The organism is Cupriavidus sp. FW306-01-F10A, assembly GCF_058782785.1.
In genome coordinates this window covers 17286-32172 of record NZ_JBYSYA010000031.1, presented here as the reverse complement: position 1 = coordinate 32172, position 14887 = coordinate 17286, and the positions used below count along the sequence as shown (strand labels likewise).

Sequence of the window (14887 nt, the reverse complement as noted above, 5' to 3'; positions counted from 1 at the left end):
CGAAAAAATTCATCGCTTTGCAAAAAGAATCTGAATGCGCGCGACGATGGCGCATGCTGCGCAGCAGCGACGGCGCGTAGTACCCTTCGACAACGCATGGCTGACAGGACAACAATGAAGCGGCCTTTGTTCCTTGCGATGGCAGTGATACTGGCGTTTGCCGCGGCCGTGTTGCCGATTGCGGCCAGCATGCGCGTGGCCGAAGAGGAGGTCGCACGGCGCGAGGTGGCGGAACTGCAGATGCTTGCCAATGCTGCCGTCGCCCGCATGGGGATGGTCATGGCAGACGCCACCGGCGCGCTGCATGAAATGGAAGACCTGCCCGACGCGCCTTGCTCAGACGGCAACCTGGCCAGCCTGAGGCGAATCACCTTCACCTTCCACCACCTGCGCGATGCCGGGCGCTATGCCGGCAATTACCGCTTGTGCTCGGCACTGCTGGGCGACGTCTTCCGGCGGCATATGACATTGCCAGAGCCAGACTGGCGCGACACCCAGGGCTTTGAATACTGGTTCGACCTCGACAACCCGTTTGGCGCGCCCGGCCCCGCCATGCTGGTAGGGCGCCACGGCCACTACGTATCGATCGACCCCAAGTCATTCGTCGACATCGTTGAGCTCGATGGCCGGCACATCGGTGCAGTCAATACCGCCACGGGCGTCTTCATCGCCACCACCACCGGCTCCGACGTGGCGCAGATGGAGCGGGAATACCGGCGCAACGCCAACGGCGCCGACGAACTCGACAATCCCGGCAGTTCCGTGCGCCGTTCCACCCGGATTCCGTTCGCGGCCGTGGTTCTGGCGCCGCCCACCGCGCTGCTGGCCACCTGGCCAATGCTGGTAGGCTCCTTCGTCGTGGCCGGGCTGGCGATCGGCGTGCTGCTGGCCGCGCTGGTATTTCGCGCCATGTCGCGCCGCGTGACCATGGAGGGCGCGCTGCGCAATGCCGTGCGCCGCCGCCGGCTGGAGGTGCATTACCAGCCGATCGTCGCGCTGCACGACGGCCGCTGCGTGGGCGCGGAGGCACTGCTGCGCTGGAAGCGCGACGGCCAGCCGGTGCCGCCCGACCTGCTGATCACGCTGGCCGAGCAGGCCGGGCTGATGCCGCAGATCACCGACCTCGTGCTCGACCGCACCATCGCCGAACTGGGTCCGCTGCTGCGCGCCAGGCCCGGCTTCTATGTGTCAATCAATGTTTGCGCGGATGACGTCAGTTCGCCGCGTTTTCTCGACGTACTTACCGCGCGCCTGAGGGGCACCGGGATCGCGCCCCGGCAGATCCGCATCGAGATCACCGAACGCAGCTTCCTGCACGCCGAGACCGCGCTCGAAGTGATCCAGGCCTTCCGCGATGCCGGGCACCCGATCTACATCGACGACTTCGGCACCGGCTACTCCAGCCTGTCTTACCTGCAGGTATTCAAGGTCGATGTGCTGAAAATCGACAAGTCGTTCATCGACACCATCGGCCGCGAGGCGGCTTCCAGCTCGGTGGCGCCGCACATCATCGCCATGGCCGAGGCGCTGGGCTTCGAGGTCGTGGCCGAGGGCATCGAGCATGAGGAGCAGGCGCGCTTCCTGCGCGAGCGCGGTGCGCAGTTCGGCCAGGGGTGGCTGTTTTCACGCGCCTTGCCGGCAGACGGCCTTCAGGCGTACCTGGCATCCCCGGCGCGTCCCTGAGTTGTGACGCGCCGCGAGACACTAGGCACTTGCCTGGATATTGCGGGCCTTGATCAGCGCGGCCCAGCGGACCTGCTCCGCCGCGATCAGCCGGTCGAAGGCCGGCGCGTCTAGCGCCAGGATCTCCGCATCGAGTCCGGCCAGCTTGGTGCGCACGTCGGCCGTTCCCATGGCCTGCTGCAGCACCCCGCTCAGGTAGGCGATCACCTTGTCCGGGGTGCGCGCCGGCGCCGCCAGGCCATACCAGGAGCGCACCAGCACGCCGGGGTAGCCGGCCTCGGCAATGGTTGGCACCTCGGGCAGCGACTGGGTGCGCTGCCCGGCGTTGGCGGCCAGCGCGCGCACGCGCCCGGCCTTGATCAGCGGCAAGGCAATCGACTGCGACAACAGCGCGAAATGCAGCTGCCCCTGGCCCAGGTCCGGAACGGACGGCGGCTGCCCCTTGTAGCCGATATTGACGGCCTTGATGCCGGTGGCCTCGAAGAACAGCTCCTGCCCCAGGTGGATGGAGCTGCCGGTGCCGGGATTGGGCACGTTGATGCGGCCGGGCCGTTCGCGGGCCCAGGCGACAAACTCCGCCAGCGTCCTGGCAGGCACCGAGTCCGCCACCACGAATATGGCCGGCACCGCGGCCACGGCGCCGATGGCACGGAAGTCCCTGACCCGGATCGATGTCTGCGGATACAGGCTCTCGCTCACCGACAGTACCGGCGTGGCCGCCAGCAAGGTGTAGCCGTCCGGCTCGGCCCGCGACACGGCCTCAACGCCGATCTTGCCATCGGCGCCTGGCCGGTTTTCCACCAGGATGCGCTGCGGCATGGCCAGCGACATGCGGTCCGTGGCGGTGCGGATGGTGATATCGACCACGCCGCCGGCCGGATATGGCACCACGGCGTGCACCACGCGGCCCGGGTAGCCAGCCGGCGGGGGCGGCGCGGACGCGCGCGCCGCGGCTGGCAGCCATGCCGGCACGGACAGTCCCAGTGCCGCCTGCATTGTCGAAATGGTGAATTGTCTGCGGTTCATGCGGGTCTCCATGCGTGTCACGGTCTTTGCCGTTTGAGGGTCTGCGGGACGTCAGGCGCTGCGGGCCTCCAGGTAAGGCCGCAGCGCCGCCAGTGCCTCGCGCGTCTGCTGCACCAGGCGGTGCATCACGGTTGCCACCGGTTCGACCTGGCGGACCCAGGCCACGCTCTGGCCGGCTGCTTCGTACATCAGCGGCGCCACGGCATGCTGTTCAACGGCTGCCAGCAGCCGCCCGGTGAGCGCCTGCTGGTATGGCATCTCCAGCGGGGCAGGCGCGCCCGGTTCCTCCCACGCGTCCGAGAAGGCGCTGCGCACCACGCGGCAAGGCTTGCCGCTATGTGCGCGCGTGATGACGGTGTCTTCGCTGCCGGCGGCGATCAGCTTGTCGGCCAGCGGGCCGGCCAGCTGTTGCTCGCTGGTGCCCAGCCACAGCGTGCCCAGCCATGCGCCTTGCGCACCCATTGCCAGCGCCGCGGCAATCTGCGCTCCGGTGCCGACCCCGCCGGCGGCCAGCACCGGCCGCCCCTGCGCCGCGGCAATGATCTGCGGCACCAGGGTGAAGGTGCCGATCGGGCCGGTATGGCCCCCGGCGTCATAGCCCTGTGCCACCAGGATATCGACGCCGGCCTCGATGGCCTTGTGCGCATGCCGCGCCGAGCCGACCAGCGCCATAGTGGTCCTGCCGGCCTTGCGCACGCGCGCCAGCGTGCCGGCCGGCGTCCCCACGCCGGCGGCAAAGACTTCGATGTCGCTCTGCGCCACGGCCTCGACCTGCTCTTCGAAGAGCGCCTGCGAGCGGACATACTGCGAGAAGAAGTTGCCCTGCGTGGCTGGCGGCACCGCGAAGCGCGTAAACAGGGTGTCGATGAATGCCTTGTGCCCTTCGGGCACCGCCGCGGCGACGGTGTCCGCATCCACCGCGCCCGGCAAGGCGGTGGGCAACAGCAGGTCCACGCCGACCGGGCGATCCGGGCACAGGCGGCGCAGGTCGCGCAGCTTGCCGGCCAGTTCGTCGGGGCCGTCGCGCGCGGCCGCGTAGACGCCAAGCCCGCCCGCATTGGAGATGGCGGCGGCCACTTCGATGCTGTGTGCCAGCCCATACACGGGCCAGCGGATGCCCAGCCGCCGGCACAGGGGATTGGTGAGCGGATCATGGCCGGCGTCCTGCTGCCGCGCTTGCTCAGGCGTGTGCGTCATCATGCGGCTCCGAACAGGTCGGGTGCCAGGTCCAGGCACGGGTGGCATGGCATTGCCGCCGCGGTCTTCATCAGGTAGCGCCCGATCAGGTTCTTGTGCACCTCGCTGGTCCCCTCGCCGATCTGGTTCATCTTGGCGTCGCGCATGAAGCGCTCCAGCGGATAGGCCTTCAGGTAGCCGTTGCCGCCGAGCAATTGCAGGCAGTCCACCACCACCTTCATGCACAGGTCAGTGCTGTGCATCTTGGCGATCGAGGCATGGATCGAGGTATCGGGATCCTGCCGGTCGTAGCGCTGCGCGCAGGCATAGACCAGGCAGCGGGCGGCCTCGATGCGTGCGCCCATGTCCGCCAGCATCCACTGGATGCCCTGGTGCTCTCCCTCCGTGCGCCCGAATACCTGCCGCACATCCGCGTACTGGGCCGCGATCTGCAGCGCCCCGCTCATGCGGCCCAGCGCGATGGCGGCGTGCCCGATGCGCGCCCGCACCAGCGTATCCTGCGCCAGCGCCATCCCCTGCCCTTCTTCGCCCAGGCGGTTCCCGACCGGCACGGCTACCTCATCGAAATACACCTCGGCGATCGGCACACCGTTCCAGCCCATCTTGGGGATGGTCGGCGACACCGAGATCCCGGCGCTGGCGCGCGGCACCAGGAAGGCGCTCAGCCCCTTGCTGCCGGCCGGGCCGTCCGCCAGGCGCGCCACCACCACGTACATGTCGGCCACGCCCGCGCGGGTGATGAACTTCTTGGTGCCGTTCAGTACATAGTGGCCGCCATCGCGTCGGACCGTGGCCTGCAGCCCGGCCAGGTCCGACCCGGCACCCGGCTCGGTCAGCGCAAAGGCCGCCTGCAACTCGCCCGATGCCAGTTTCGGTACCATGGCACTGCACAGCGCATCCGAGCCACCGGCGACGATCGGCCGCGACGACAGGTCCGTGCCGGTGACCAGCGACGCGGCCGTGCTGCATGCCCGCGCCAGTTCCTCGATGATGCGCACGCGCAGCAGCATCGAAGCCCCGGTGCCGCCCAGGCTGCGCGGAAAGGCGGTGGCGATGACGCCCTCGGCCGCCAGCAGCCGGAACGTGTCCCAGGCAAAAACGTCCTCGCGCCCGACCTGCTCGGCCTGCGGCCCGATCTGCTCCCGGACCAGGGCCTGGACCCGCGCCAGCATGTCGGCTTCCGGGGCTTCCAGTGAGATGAGCGGATGATGTTCGGCGTGGATTGGCATGCTGCATGTCTCCTTTTGGTCTGGCCATCGGGCACGGCCATGGCGTAGAGGGGACGATAGACGCCTCCGATGGCATCGATCAATGTCTACAATGCATAGCAGAATTCCACTAACAGCAAATCCAGGCTGACCTCGAAAACGCTGCAACATGCAAGACGAACTTACCCTGAAGGCACTTGGCATCTTTGTGGAGGTGGCCCGCACCGGCAGCGTCACCAGCGCCGCGGCACGGCTGGGGCTGGCGCAGTCGGTGGTCAGCCGGCAAGTCGCGGCGCTGGAGCGCCTGATCGGTGGGGCCCTCTTTTATCGCAACGGGCGCGGCGTGGCGCTGACTTCGCTCGCCGGCCAGTTGCTGGCGCAGGCCGTGCCGCTGCTGGACGGCGCGACCGAGCTGCTGGACACCGCGCGCGGCCACGCCGGCCATGTCAGCGGCGTGGTCACCATCGGCCTGGTGCCAGCGGTGTCGCCGGCGCTGTCCAGTGCACTGCTGGCCGAGATCGGCACGCGCTATCCCGGTGTGCGTCTGCGCATCGTGGAGGGATATAGCGGCGATATCGAAACGCGCCTGTCGCAGGGCGAGATCGATCTCGGCGTGGTCAACCGCTACCGCGCCGCCGGGCGCAACAGCTACCGGCGCCTGTTCGAGACCCCGCTGATGCTGGTCGGGCACCGCGAGCGGCTGGCCGAACGGTGCCGCGAGCTGGGCATCGGGCCAGGTCCGCTGGCCACGCGGCAGCTGGCGCGTTTCCCACTGGTGCTGCCGGTGCCGCCCAATGCCATCCGCACGCTCCTCGACGACCTCGCCACGCGGCAGAAATTCAGCCTGGCGGTGGTGATGGAGGCCGGCTCCTCCGCCGTGATCAAGCGGATCATGGCCGATCACATGGCCTTCAGCGTGCTGCCTTACCACGCCGTGGCGGAAGAACTGGCCAGCGGCCTGATGGATGCCCTGCCGCTGGGCGAGCGCGCCATGCGCCAGTCGGTGGTGCTGGCGGCCAGCAGCCTGCGTCCGTTCACGCAGGCTGCGCGCACGGTGGCGCAGTGCATCCCGGAGCTTGCCGAACGCTTCCTCGCCGATGGCACCTGGCGGCGATAGTCCCCGCGTGCGGGCCGGTTGTAAGATGGCTGTTCCAGGGCCTGTTCACATATAAAACGTTTTATATGTGAACAGGCCCTGGCTTATCGCCATCACGCCTGCGCGCGCCGATACCGGCACGCGCGGCCATCTTCAGGAGACGCCCGTCCAATGAGCGAAGCGCTTTGTCTTGCCAGCGCCGCCGAACTGCAGCAGCGCATCCGGCGCAAGGAAATCTCGCCGGTGGAACTGACCGCTGCGGTGCTGGCGCGCGCCGAGCGGCTGCAGCCGGTGCTGAACTGCTTTATCACGCTGTGCGCGGACGAGGCCATGGCCGCGGCGCGCGCGGCGGAAGCGGCAGTGATGTCCGGCCGGCCGCTGCCTCCGCTGCACGGCATTCCGTTCACCGCCAAGGACATCGTCAACACGCGCGGCGTGCGCACTACCTTTGGCGCCGTGCCGATGCGCGACTACGTGCCGGCCGACGACGCCGTGGCGGTGGCGCGGTTGCGCGCGCAGGGCGCGATCCTGGTCGGCAAGACCACCACGCCGGAATTCGGCTCCAAATGCCTGACCGATTCGCCGCTGTTCGGGCGCACCCGCAATGCCTGGCACGCCGAGCGCACCAGTGGCGGCTCCAGCGGCGGCGCCGCGGTGGCAGTGGCCAGCGGCATCGCGCCGCTGGCGGTGGCGACCGATGGCGGCGGCTCCACGCGCATTCCCGCCGCCTGCAATGGCGTGGTGGGCATCAAGCAGAGCCAGGGGGTGATTCCGCACAGCCAGGCGCAGGACCTGTTCGGCAACCAGACCTACGTGACGCCGACCACGCGCACGGTGGCCGACACCGGCCTGATGCTGCAGGCCATGGCCGGCGAGCATGCGTGCGACCCGTGGTCGATCGGCGTGCCCGCCGCCGACTACGTGGCCGCAGCGCAACCGCAGGGCGACCTGCGTGGCCGGCGCATCCTGTATTGCCTGGCGCCGCCGGGCCGTCCGCTGTCGGCGGACGTGGCACGCGCATTCGAGGCCAGCCTGGACAAACTGCGCGCGCTGGGCGCCGAACTGGAGCCCTTCGGCGGAGAAGGGTTCGACGTCGAGCCCGTCTGGCGTGCCATCAACCACACGGTGTGGCGCACGCGCTTTGCGCCGATCGTGGCGCAGCATCGCGATGCCTTGAGCCCGACCTTCGTGCGCCAGGTGGAATCCGCCGCCGCATTCACCGCAGTGGAATACCAGCAGGCGATGTTCGAGCGCTCGCAACTGTTCCTGCGCGTGCAGGCGCTGCTGGGACGCGCCGACCTGCTCGCCATGCCCACCATCACACGCACCGCGCTGCCGCTGGAGCAAGACCTGTTCGGCCAGATCGAAATCGACGGCCAGGACTATCCCGATGTGCGCGCGAACTGGTTCCCGTGGACCATGCCGTTCAACATGACCGGGCATCCGGCCATCAGCCTGCCCTGCGGCTTTGGCGGCGACGGGCTGCCGATCGGGCTGCAGCTGGTCGGGCGCTTCCGCGGCGACGCGCCGCTGCTGCGTGCGGCGGCCTTGTATGAATCGATCCATGACCTCACGGGCCAGTGGCCCACCCTGCCCTGACACCCTCTCAACATCGTTCCCTGACTGCCATGACTGATCAAGTCCGATTGACGCGCCGGCTGCTGGCCATGACCGCCGTCGCTGCCGCCACCTTCGCCATGACCGCTCCGGTTAGCGCGGCCGATGCCGAGCCGATGCATATCATCGTCGGCTACGCCCCCGGCGGCGCCGCCGACAGCCTGGCGCGCCTGTATGCCGAGCAGCTGCGCCAGGACGGCCACGGCACGGTGGTGGTCGAAAACCGCCCCGGCGCGTCGGCGCGCCTTGCGCTCGACTACGTCAAGCGTGCCAGGCCCGATGGCAAGACCGTGTTCATTGGCCCCTCGCCCCTGTTCACGATCTTTCCGCTGACCTACAAGAAGCTGTCTTACGACGCCGACAAGGACCTTGTGCCCGCGGCGGTGCTGACCGATGTGCCGACCGCGGTCGCGACCGGCGTGCAGCAGCCTTACCAGAACATGAAGGAATACGTGAGCTGGGCCAGGCGCAACCCGGGCGGCGCCAGCCTGGGCCTGGCCACCATCGGCAGCGCCGGCCACCTGGGCACGGTAGCGCTGGGCAAGGCCGAAGGCATCGCCATCACGCCCGCGGCGTATCGCGGCGCGTCGCCGATGCTGGTGGATGTGGTCAGCGGCAATGTGTCGATCGGCTGGGATGCCGTGGCCAGCATGATGCCGCTGTACAAGGGCGGCAAGCTGCGCTTCCTTGGGGTGAGCGGCACGCGCCGCGCCAAGGCGCTGCCCGAAGTGCCCACCATGAAGGAACAGGGCTTCAGCCAGTATGACCACGCCACCAGCTGGTACGGCGTGTTCGTGCCCGCTGGCACGCAGCCTGACGTGGTGGCGCAGGTGGAAAAGATGTTCCTCGCCGCCTCGGCCAACGCCGCCACTGCGGCCAAGCTGGAAGCGCTGGGCCTGGAAGTGGTGGCCCGCCCCGGCCAGGAGGGCCGCCGCCGCATCCAGCTGGAACGCGCCGCCTGGAAGCCGATCGTGGAGGCGACCGGCTTCCAGGCCGAGGACTGAGGCTCCTCCCGGCCCAGCCCTCAGGGCTTGGGCCGCACCGCGTCAGCGGTCCCCTGGATGAAGGCCTTGATCTTCTCGACATCGTCCGGCGTCAGCTTGCCGGTGAAGTCCGGCATGCCGCGCGCCATCGCCGGCCCCTTGAAGACCACCTTGTCCAGGTTCTCGATATAGGCGGCATCGATATAGCCCAGGTTGGGGATATTGCCGCCGCGGTCCACGCCGGGAACGCCGTGGCACAGGACGCAGTTGCTGACGTACAGGCCGGTGCCCGCCTTGACCTGCGCCGGGTCATATTTCACGCCCTGCAGCAGCTTGGCGGTGCGGTACTCGGCAAAGGCCGGCAGCGGTGCCTTGCCGCCGAGGGCGAAGGTGTAGACCGTGCCCGGCCCCTGCCGGTTGGTGGCGCGCTGGGCCTGTCCGTAGACCCCGCCCCAACCCACTGCCACCGACACATACTGCGTGCCGTTCAACTCGAAGCTGACCGGCGCCGCCACCACGCCCGTGCCGGTGGGCGACTCCCACAGCTTGTCGCCGCTGCGCGCGTCATAGGCGACAAAGCGGCCGTCGGCGGTGCCCTGGAACACCAGGCTGCCGGCCGTGGTCAGCGTGCCGCCGTTCCACGGCGACACATGTTCCTGCGTCCACGCGGCCTTCTGCTGCACCGGGTCCCAGGCAATCAGCCGGCCGAAGGGCTTGCCCTTGGGCGGCTCGGCGTTCAGGAACTTGGCGGTGTTCCAGCCCACGTTGCCATGCGGCGTGCCGGGCTTGCCTTCATTGAAGTTCCAGGCCTTGTCGTCCATCAGGTTGATCGGCACGTTCTGCGCCGGCAGGTAGACCAGCCCGGTCTGCGGGTTGAACGACATCGGATGCCAGTTGTGCGCGCCGTACGGACCGGGGACCGAGTCATAAGGCTTGTCGGTCGCGCGTGCCTCGGGCCGCTCGATGGGGCGGCCATTGGCGTCATAGCCGGTGGCCCAGTTCACGTCGACGAAGTTCTTTGCCGAGATGAACTTGCCGTTGGTGCGGTCGATGACGAAGAAGAAGCCGTTCTTGGGCGCGTGCAGGATGACCTTGCGCATCTGGCCATCGAGCTTCAGGTCGGCCAGGATCATCGGCTGGGTCGAGGTGTAGTCCCAGTTGTCGCCCGGGGTCTCCTGGTAGTGCCAGACATATTTGCCGGTGTCGGGATCGAGCGCGACGATCGACGCCAGGTAGAGGTTGTCGCCCCCGGCCGGGCTGCGCTTGCTGTGCGACCACGGCGCGCCGTTGCCGGTGCCCACGTACATCAGGTTCAGCTCGGGGTCGAAGGCCAGCGTGTCCCAGGCCGTGCCGCCGCCGCCCGCCTCCCAATATTTGCCGCTGGGGTCCCAGGTCTTGGCCGCCGCAGCCATCGACTCATCCTCGAACGGCTTGGAAGGGTCGCCCGGCACCGTGAACCAGCGCCACTTCTGCTCGCCGCTGCCGGCGTCATAGGCGGTGATGTAGCCGCGCACGCCATACTCGGCGCCGCCGTTGCCGATGATGACCTTGCCCTTGAACACGCGTGGCGCGCCGGTGATGGTGTACGAGTACTTGCGGTCGATGATGGTGTCCTTCTCCCACAGCTTGCGGCCGCTCGCCGCATCCAGCGCGATCAGCCGGCCATCGTAGGCAGCCACGAACACCTTGCCCTGGTACAGCGCCACGCCGCGGTTGACCACGTCGCAGCAGCCGCGATAGCCGAGCGAACGGTCCACCTTGGGATCGAAGGTCCAGAGCCGCTTGCCGGTGCGCGCATCGACCGCATGCACCACACTCCATGACGCGGTGACGTACATCACGCCGTCCACCACCAGCGGGGTTGCCTCCACGCCGCGGGTCGACTCCAGGTTGTAGGTCCACACCAGTCCCAGGTCGCGCACGTTGGCCGCATCGATCTGCCTGAGCCGGCTGAAGCGGGTCTCGGCATAGTCCAGGCCGTGGCTGGGCCAGTCGCGGGCAGTGCTGGCGTTGGCACTGATAAAGGCGCCGTCAACCTTGGCCGCGGCATTGCGCGGCGCCGCGGCGCCGGCGGGCAAGACCTGCATCACCAGCGCCAGGGCCACTGCCAGGAAGCCTGTGGCGCGCCTCATGGCGCGGTGGGTGTGCATTGCAACATCGGGGGCAACGGGGTCCGTCGCCTGCGTCAACGCATGGCTCATATCGTCTCCTGTAGGGCATTCTTGTTGGAATTCGGGACTGCAGGATTACGGAACTGCGCGATGCCGGGCGGTGGCCGGGGCCTATAGATAATCGGTGAGCAATTCGATTATGGGTACAGGGATTACCCGCAGAAAGTCGTGCAGCCGGCGCAAGGCGGCTGGCGTCCCGAGCCTGCCGAGCGATATGTGTCGGATATTGCTGATGAAGAAATGAATATTGGACGGTGCAGGCGCCGGTGGCTTAGCCTTGGCGCCAAGGCAGGCAACCAGCCCGCATCGCCGTATCCGGAGACATCACCATGAGCAACTTCCTTCTCTACGAGCAGCAGGATCATATCGTCACGCTGACGATGAACGAGCCCGAGCGCCGCAACCCGCTGACCGGCAATACCGCCGTGGCGGAGTTCCTGGCCGCGATCGACCGCATCCACGGCGACCGCAGCGTGCGCGCGGTGGTCATTACCGGCGCGGGCACGGCGTTCTCGTCTGGCGGCAATATCAAGGACATGGAACGCCAGGCCTCCGGCGCAGTGCCGGGCATGGAAATCCGGCAGGACTACCGCTGCGGCATCCAGCGGCTGCCGCTGGCGCTGTTCAACCTGGAAGTGCCGGTCATCGCCGCGGTCAATGGCGCGGCCATGGGCGCGGGGCTGGACCTGGCGTGCATGTGCGACATCCGCATTGCCTCGGAGCGGGCGCAGTTTGCCGAGTCCTTCGTCAAGCTCGGCATCATCCCCGGCGACGGCGGCGCGTGGCTGCTGCCGCGCGTGATCGGCCTGTCGCGGGCGGCGGAAATGACCTTCACCGGCCAGCCGATCGATGCCAGGCTGGCGCTGGAATGGAGCCTGGTGTCGCGCGTGGTCGCGCCCGAGGCGCTGCTGCCCACGGCCTATGAACTGGCCGGCCGCATCGCCGCCAACCCGCCGCACGCGGTGCGCCTGGCCAAGCGCCTGATGCGCGAGGCCATGCATACCCGCCTGGATACGCTGCTGGAATTGTCCGCCGGCTTCCAGGCGCTTTCGCACCAGACCGCCGACCACCGTGAGGCAGTGCAGGCGTTTCTGGATAAGCGCACCCCGGTGTTTACCGGCAACTGAGGGGCAACTGTGGTTCAGGCGGACTGCGTTTCCGCCGACTTCAGCTGGTTGACCAGCGTCACGTAGTCGCGCATGGCCTGCTCGCGTGCCAGCCCGCGGCGCGCGGCCCAGGCGTCGTACTTGGCGCGGCCGACCATGTCCATCAGGCCCGGCCGCTCGCCGCTGACATCGCCCACGCTGCCCTGCTTGTAGAGCGCGTACAGGTCCAGCAGCGTGTCGTTGCCGGGTGCGTGGCGCAGGGTCTTCGACAAGGCTGCCGCGGCGTCGAAGGCCTGTTCGGCGGGGCTGGGGCCCTGCGCCGTGGGCGCGCCGCCGAAGTGCGCGTCTTCCAGCGCGATCTCGTCCGGGAACCAGCGCCCCTCCAGCAGCCTGCCGTCGCGCAGCGCAAACGCCAGCACGCCTTGCGAGGCCAGCGTGCCGCTGCGCAGCGTGGCCGGCACCACCGCCATGCCGGCATTGAGCACCGGCGCGCCGAACGCGGTAAACGCCGCTCCCGCATCCGCCCACGCGCGCAGCCGCGGCAGCGCACGCTCGCCCCGGTAGACGCCGCTGGCGCGGTTGCTGCCGGGCTGGAACCACGCAAAATCGCCCTTGCCGCGTGCATACAGCGCGGCAAAATCGCCGCGCTCCAGGTCGGCGCGCGCGGCGGCAAGCAGCTCGGTCATCTGCGCCGGGGTCATGCGGGCGTCGTCGCTGGGCATGCCGAGCGAGGTGGGGACGCTGGCCTCGAAGAACTCCAGCACGCTTCTCGCTACCAGTTCGCGGTCGTTGTCGACGCAGACCATGTGGTAGCTGTCTTCCAGCACCAGCATGCGCGCCTGGCCGGCACGCTTGCCGTGCCCGATCTGCTCGACCAGGTAGTTGGCCGAGCGCAGGCTGGTCAGCTCGTCCAGGCGCGCATGGACCACCAGCGTCGGGCAGGCGATGCGCTGCAGCCCCTGGCGCACGAAGCCGCGCAGGCGGTCCACCTCGCGGAGGCAGGCCAGCGGCACCCAGCGGTAGTGGAAGTTCTCGCCGCGCGCGAACTTGGCCTTGACAATCTCGCGCAGCTGCTCGTTCTTGATGCCGTAAGGCTCTTCCTCTTCGACCTTCATGCGGTCCGCCACGCCGGGAACGCGGTAGAGCACGGTGCGCAGCGCGCGGTACCAGGGCGTGGCCCAGCCGTCGATATAGACCGGCGGCGCCAGCGCCACCAGGCGGCCCTTGGTGTGCTGCTCGCGCTTGACCGTTTCCACCGCCAGCAGCGCGCCCATGCACATGCCCATCACGTGCAGCGTGTCATGCTGGTCGACGATCTCGCGGTATTTGACGCGCACCGCCTCCAGCCAGTCTTCGGCGCGCACGCCGCACAGGTCCTCGGGACGCGAGCCGTGGCCGGGCAGCGTCAGCGAATGGGTGACGAAGCCCGCGCGCTTGAGGCGCTTGTGCATCGAGCCCAGGTCATACTGCGTGCCGCCCAGGCCGTGGATCAGGAACACCCCGGGCTCAGCCATGGGCCGGCTCCGGCGTGGCCCGGCGCAGCAAGGCGGCAACCTGCTCCACCTGGCCGTCGGCGCCGCGGATGCCGGCCAGGCGCTCATGGATGCGCACCTTGCCGCTGTCTGGCAGCGTCACCGCGTATTCCTGCACGCTGTCGGGCGCGTCGCCGCGCGCCACGGCCGACCAGTTGGCCTGCACCAGCCCGCGCTCGGCGGCATCGACGCGGTCCAGCCATTCATCGACGCTGTTGACCTGGCGGATGGTGCCGCCCAGCAGTTCGGCAGCGCCTTCGCTCCAGGTGGCGCGGCCGGTGACGGCGTCATATTCGACACTGGCCACGCCCACTGCCTGCAGCGTGCGCGCGTAGCGCAGGCGCCAGGCGCGGGCATCTTCCAGCGCCGAGCGGCGCCCTTCGGACAGTGCGCGGCCAAGCAGCATCACCAGTGCCCAGACGATGACAAAGCCCTGCACCTCGACCACGGCCTCGCCGGGAAAGCCTTCGATGACATTGAACGGACCCGCGCCGCCCGCGGTGCGGTAGATGATCAGCAGGCAGCCGACAAGCGTGGCGACGGCGCCGCCGCGCGGCCCCCACAGCAGCGCCGTGGCCAGCAGGAATGGCATCGGCACATAGGCCAGCGTGGAGGCCAGGCCGCCGAAGCGTTGCGTGGCATTGGCCGAGAACACCACCAGCACCGCCAGCACGAAGATGATGAAGGCGAGTCCGCCGGCGGCGAACTGCTGCATCGGCATGCCGCCCGAGCGGCGCACGCGAAAGCCGCGGAACGCTACCACCACGGGGGCCACCAGCAGCAGCCCCGCGGCCGTGGAGAAGAACCAGGCGCGCCACTCGATCGGCAAATCCAGTCCGGGCCGCTGCCAGCGCCACAACTCGACCGCCAGCGTAGCCCCCAGCGCGGCGCCCGCCAGCGCGCCAGCGATCAGCAGCGTGGCACCGAGCGGGCTTTGCGGATCGCGCCGCCCATAGGTGGCAATCCAGCCCGCCGTGCCCAGGCTGACCACCTCGATCAGCCCGAATGCCGCCGCGCCGGGCAGCGGCAGGCCATGGATCACCGTGCCCCACCCCGCCAGCGCGATGCCGACACCAGCCAGCACCGCCGGCCACGACCAGCGCGCGCACACCAGCAGCGCGGCAAAGGTGACGCCGCTGCCCAGCCACACCGGTACGGCCTCGGTTGCCACCTGCCCGAGCGTGCGCGACACGCACGCCGCCAGCAGCACCAGCACGCCAACCGTTACCGCCAAGCGGATCTGCTGCATCGGATTCCCCTCCCGTGGC

At 68.9% G+C, this 14887-nt stretch carries 11 protein-coding genes; 5 read left to right on the top strand and 6 right to left on the bottom strand.

All coding sequences use genetic code 11. From position 1 onward, the window contains the following. The first annotated feature begins 114 nt into the window (after nt 1–114). Nucleotides 115–1683, top strand: coding sequence for an EAL domain-containing protein (locus AC3WLF_RS28550; RefSeq protein WP_492352603.1), 1569 nt, complete (start codon nt 115–117; stop codon nt 1681–1683). A gap of 21 nt (nt 1684–1704) precedes the next feature. On the opposite strand, the gene AC3WLF_RS28545 is transcribed toward AC3WLF_RS28550, so the two are convergent. Genes AC3WLF_RS28545 through AC3WLF_RS28535 form a run of 3 tightly spaced genes read right to left on the bottom strand, consistent with a single transcriptional unit; the run spans nt 1705 to nt 5135 of the window. Next, nucleotides 1705–2709, bottom strand: coding sequence for a Bug family tripartite tricarboxylate transporter substrate binding protein (locus AC3WLF_RS28545; RefSeq protein ID WP_492356753.1), 1005 nt, complete (start codon nt 2707–2709; stop codon nt 1705–1707). A gap of 51 nt (nt 2710–2760) precedes the next feature. Next, entirely contained in the window at nt 2761–3909 is a 1149-nt protein-coding gene (locus tag AC3WLF_RS28540; protein ID WP_492356752.1) for an NAD(P)H-dependent flavin oxidoreductase, read from the bottom strand. Continuing rightward, entirely contained in the window at nt 3906–5135 is a 1230-nt protein-coding gene (locus AC3WLF_RS28535) for an acyl-CoA dehydrogenase family protein (protein WP_492317743.1), read from the bottom strand. The genes AC3WLF_RS28540 and AC3WLF_RS28535 overlap by 4 nt, the downstream gene beginning before the upstream one ends. A gap of 148 nt (nt 5136–5283) precedes the next feature. On the opposite strand from AC3WLF_RS28535, the gene AC3WLF_RS28530 reads away from it, so the two are divergent. The 3 genes from AC3WLF_RS28530 (at nt 5284) to AC3WLF_RS28520 (ending at nt 8831) form a co-directional block, all read left to right on the top strand. Further along, nucleotides 5284–6231 (top strand): LysR family transcriptional regulator, encoded by a 948-nt coding sequence (locus tag AC3WLF_RS28530; protein WP_492317744.1) that lies wholly within the window; start codon nt 5284–5286, stop codon nt 6229–6231. Nucleotides 6232–6381: 150 nt separating this feature from the next. Then, entirely contained in the window at nt 6382–7809 is a 1428-nt protein-coding gene (locus AC3WLF_RS28525) for an amidase (RefSeq protein WP_492359129.1), read from the top strand. A gap of 68 nt (nt 7810–7877) precedes the next feature. Beyond that, the gene (locus tag AC3WLF_RS28520) at nt 7878–8831 is read left to right on the top strand and encodes a Bug family tripartite tricarboxylate transporter substrate binding protein (RefSeq protein WP_492317939.1); all 954 of its coding nucleotides are present in this window, start codon (nt 7878–7880) and stop codon (nt 8829–8831) included. 20 nt (nt 8832–8851) lie between these two features. Here AC3WLF_RS28520 and AC3WLF_RS28515 read toward each other — a convergent pair whose 3' ends face one another. Further along, nucleotides 8852–11011, bottom strand: a complete 2160-nt coding sequence (locus tag AC3WLF_RS28515; protein ID WP_492317746.1) for a PQQ-dependent dehydrogenase, methanol/ethanol family — start codon at nt 11009–11011, stop codon at nt 8852–8854. A 299-nt stretch (nt 11012–11310) separates the two neighbouring features. Between AC3WLF_RS28515 and AC3WLF_RS28510 the strand changes: the two genes are divergently transcribed. Beyond that, on the top strand, nt 11311–12108 hold the full coding sequence (locus tag AC3WLF_RS28510) for a crotonase/enoyl-CoA hydratase family protein (RefSeq protein WP_492359128.1): 798 nt from the start codon (nt 11311–11313) through the stop codon (nt 12106–12108). A 14-nt stretch (nt 12109–12122) separates the two neighbouring features. Here the strand turns inward: AC3WLF_RS28510 and AC3WLF_RS28505 are convergent, their stop codons facing one another. Together AC3WLF_RS28505 and AC3WLF_RS28500 are read right to left on the bottom strand one after the other, a co-directional pair. Beyond that, nucleotides 12123–13601 (bottom strand): acyl-CoA-binding protein, encoded by a 1479-nt coding sequence (locus AC3WLF_RS28505; RefSeq protein ID WP_492359127.1) that lies wholly within the window; start codon nt 13599–13601, stop codon nt 12123–12125. Beyond that, nucleotides 13594–14868, bottom strand: coding sequence for an MASE1 domain-containing protein (locus AC3WLF_RS28500; RefSeq protein WP_492359126.1), 1275 nt, complete (start codon nt 14866–14868; stop codon nt 13594–13596). Before AC3WLF_RS28500 ends, AC3WLF_RS28505 begins: the two co-directional genes overlap by 8 nt. Nucleotides 14869–14887 lie beyond the last annotated feature (19 nt).

Bases quoted from the DNA above. Each gene is read 5' to 3' on its own strand.
- AC3WLF_RS28515 (WP_492317746.1), bottom strand. From the start codon at position 11,011: ATGAGCCATGCGTTGACGCAGGCGACGGACCCCGTTGCCCCCGATGTT.
- AC3WLF_RS28505 (WP_492359127.1), bottom strand. From the start codon at position 13,601: ATGGCTGAGCCCGGGGTGTTCCTGATCCACGGCCTGGGCGGCACGCAG.
- AC3WLF_RS28530 (WP_492317744.1), top strand. From the start codon at position 5,284: ATGCAAGACGAACTTACCCTGAAGGCACTTGGCATCTTTGTGGAGGTG.
- AC3WLF_RS28510 (WP_492359128.1), top strand. From the start codon at position 11,311: ATGAGCAACTTCCTTCTCTACGAGCAGCAGGATCATATCGTCACGCTG.
- AC3WLF_RS28520 (WP_492317939.1), top strand. From the start codon at position 7,878: ATGACCGCCGTCGCTGCCGCCACCTTCGCCATGACCGCTCCGGTTAGC.
- AC3WLF_RS28540 (WP_492356752.1), bottom strand. From the start codon at position 3,909: ATGATGACGCACACGCCTGAGCAAGCGCGGCAGCAGGACGCCGGCCAT.
- AC3WLF_RS28525 (WP_492359129.1), top strand. From the start codon at position 6,382: ATGAGCGAAGCGCTTTGTCTTGCCAGCGCCGCCGAACTGCAGCAGCGC.
- AC3WLF_RS28550 (WP_492352603.1), top strand. From the start codon at position 115: ATGAAGCGGCCTTTGTTCCTTGCGATGGCAGTGATACTGGCGTTTGCC.
- AC3WLF_RS28545 (WP_492356753.1), bottom strand. From the start codon at position 2,709: ATGAACCGCAGACAATTCACCATTTCGACAATGCAGGCGGCACTGGGA.
- AC3WLF_RS28500 (WP_492359126.1), bottom strand. From the start codon at position 14,868: ATGCAGCAGATCCGCTTGGCGGTAACGGTTGGCGTGCTGGTGCTGCTG.
- AC3WLF_RS28535 (WP_492317743.1), bottom strand. From the start codon at position 5,135: ATGCCAATCCACGCCGAACATCATCCGCTCATCTCACTGGAAGCCCCG.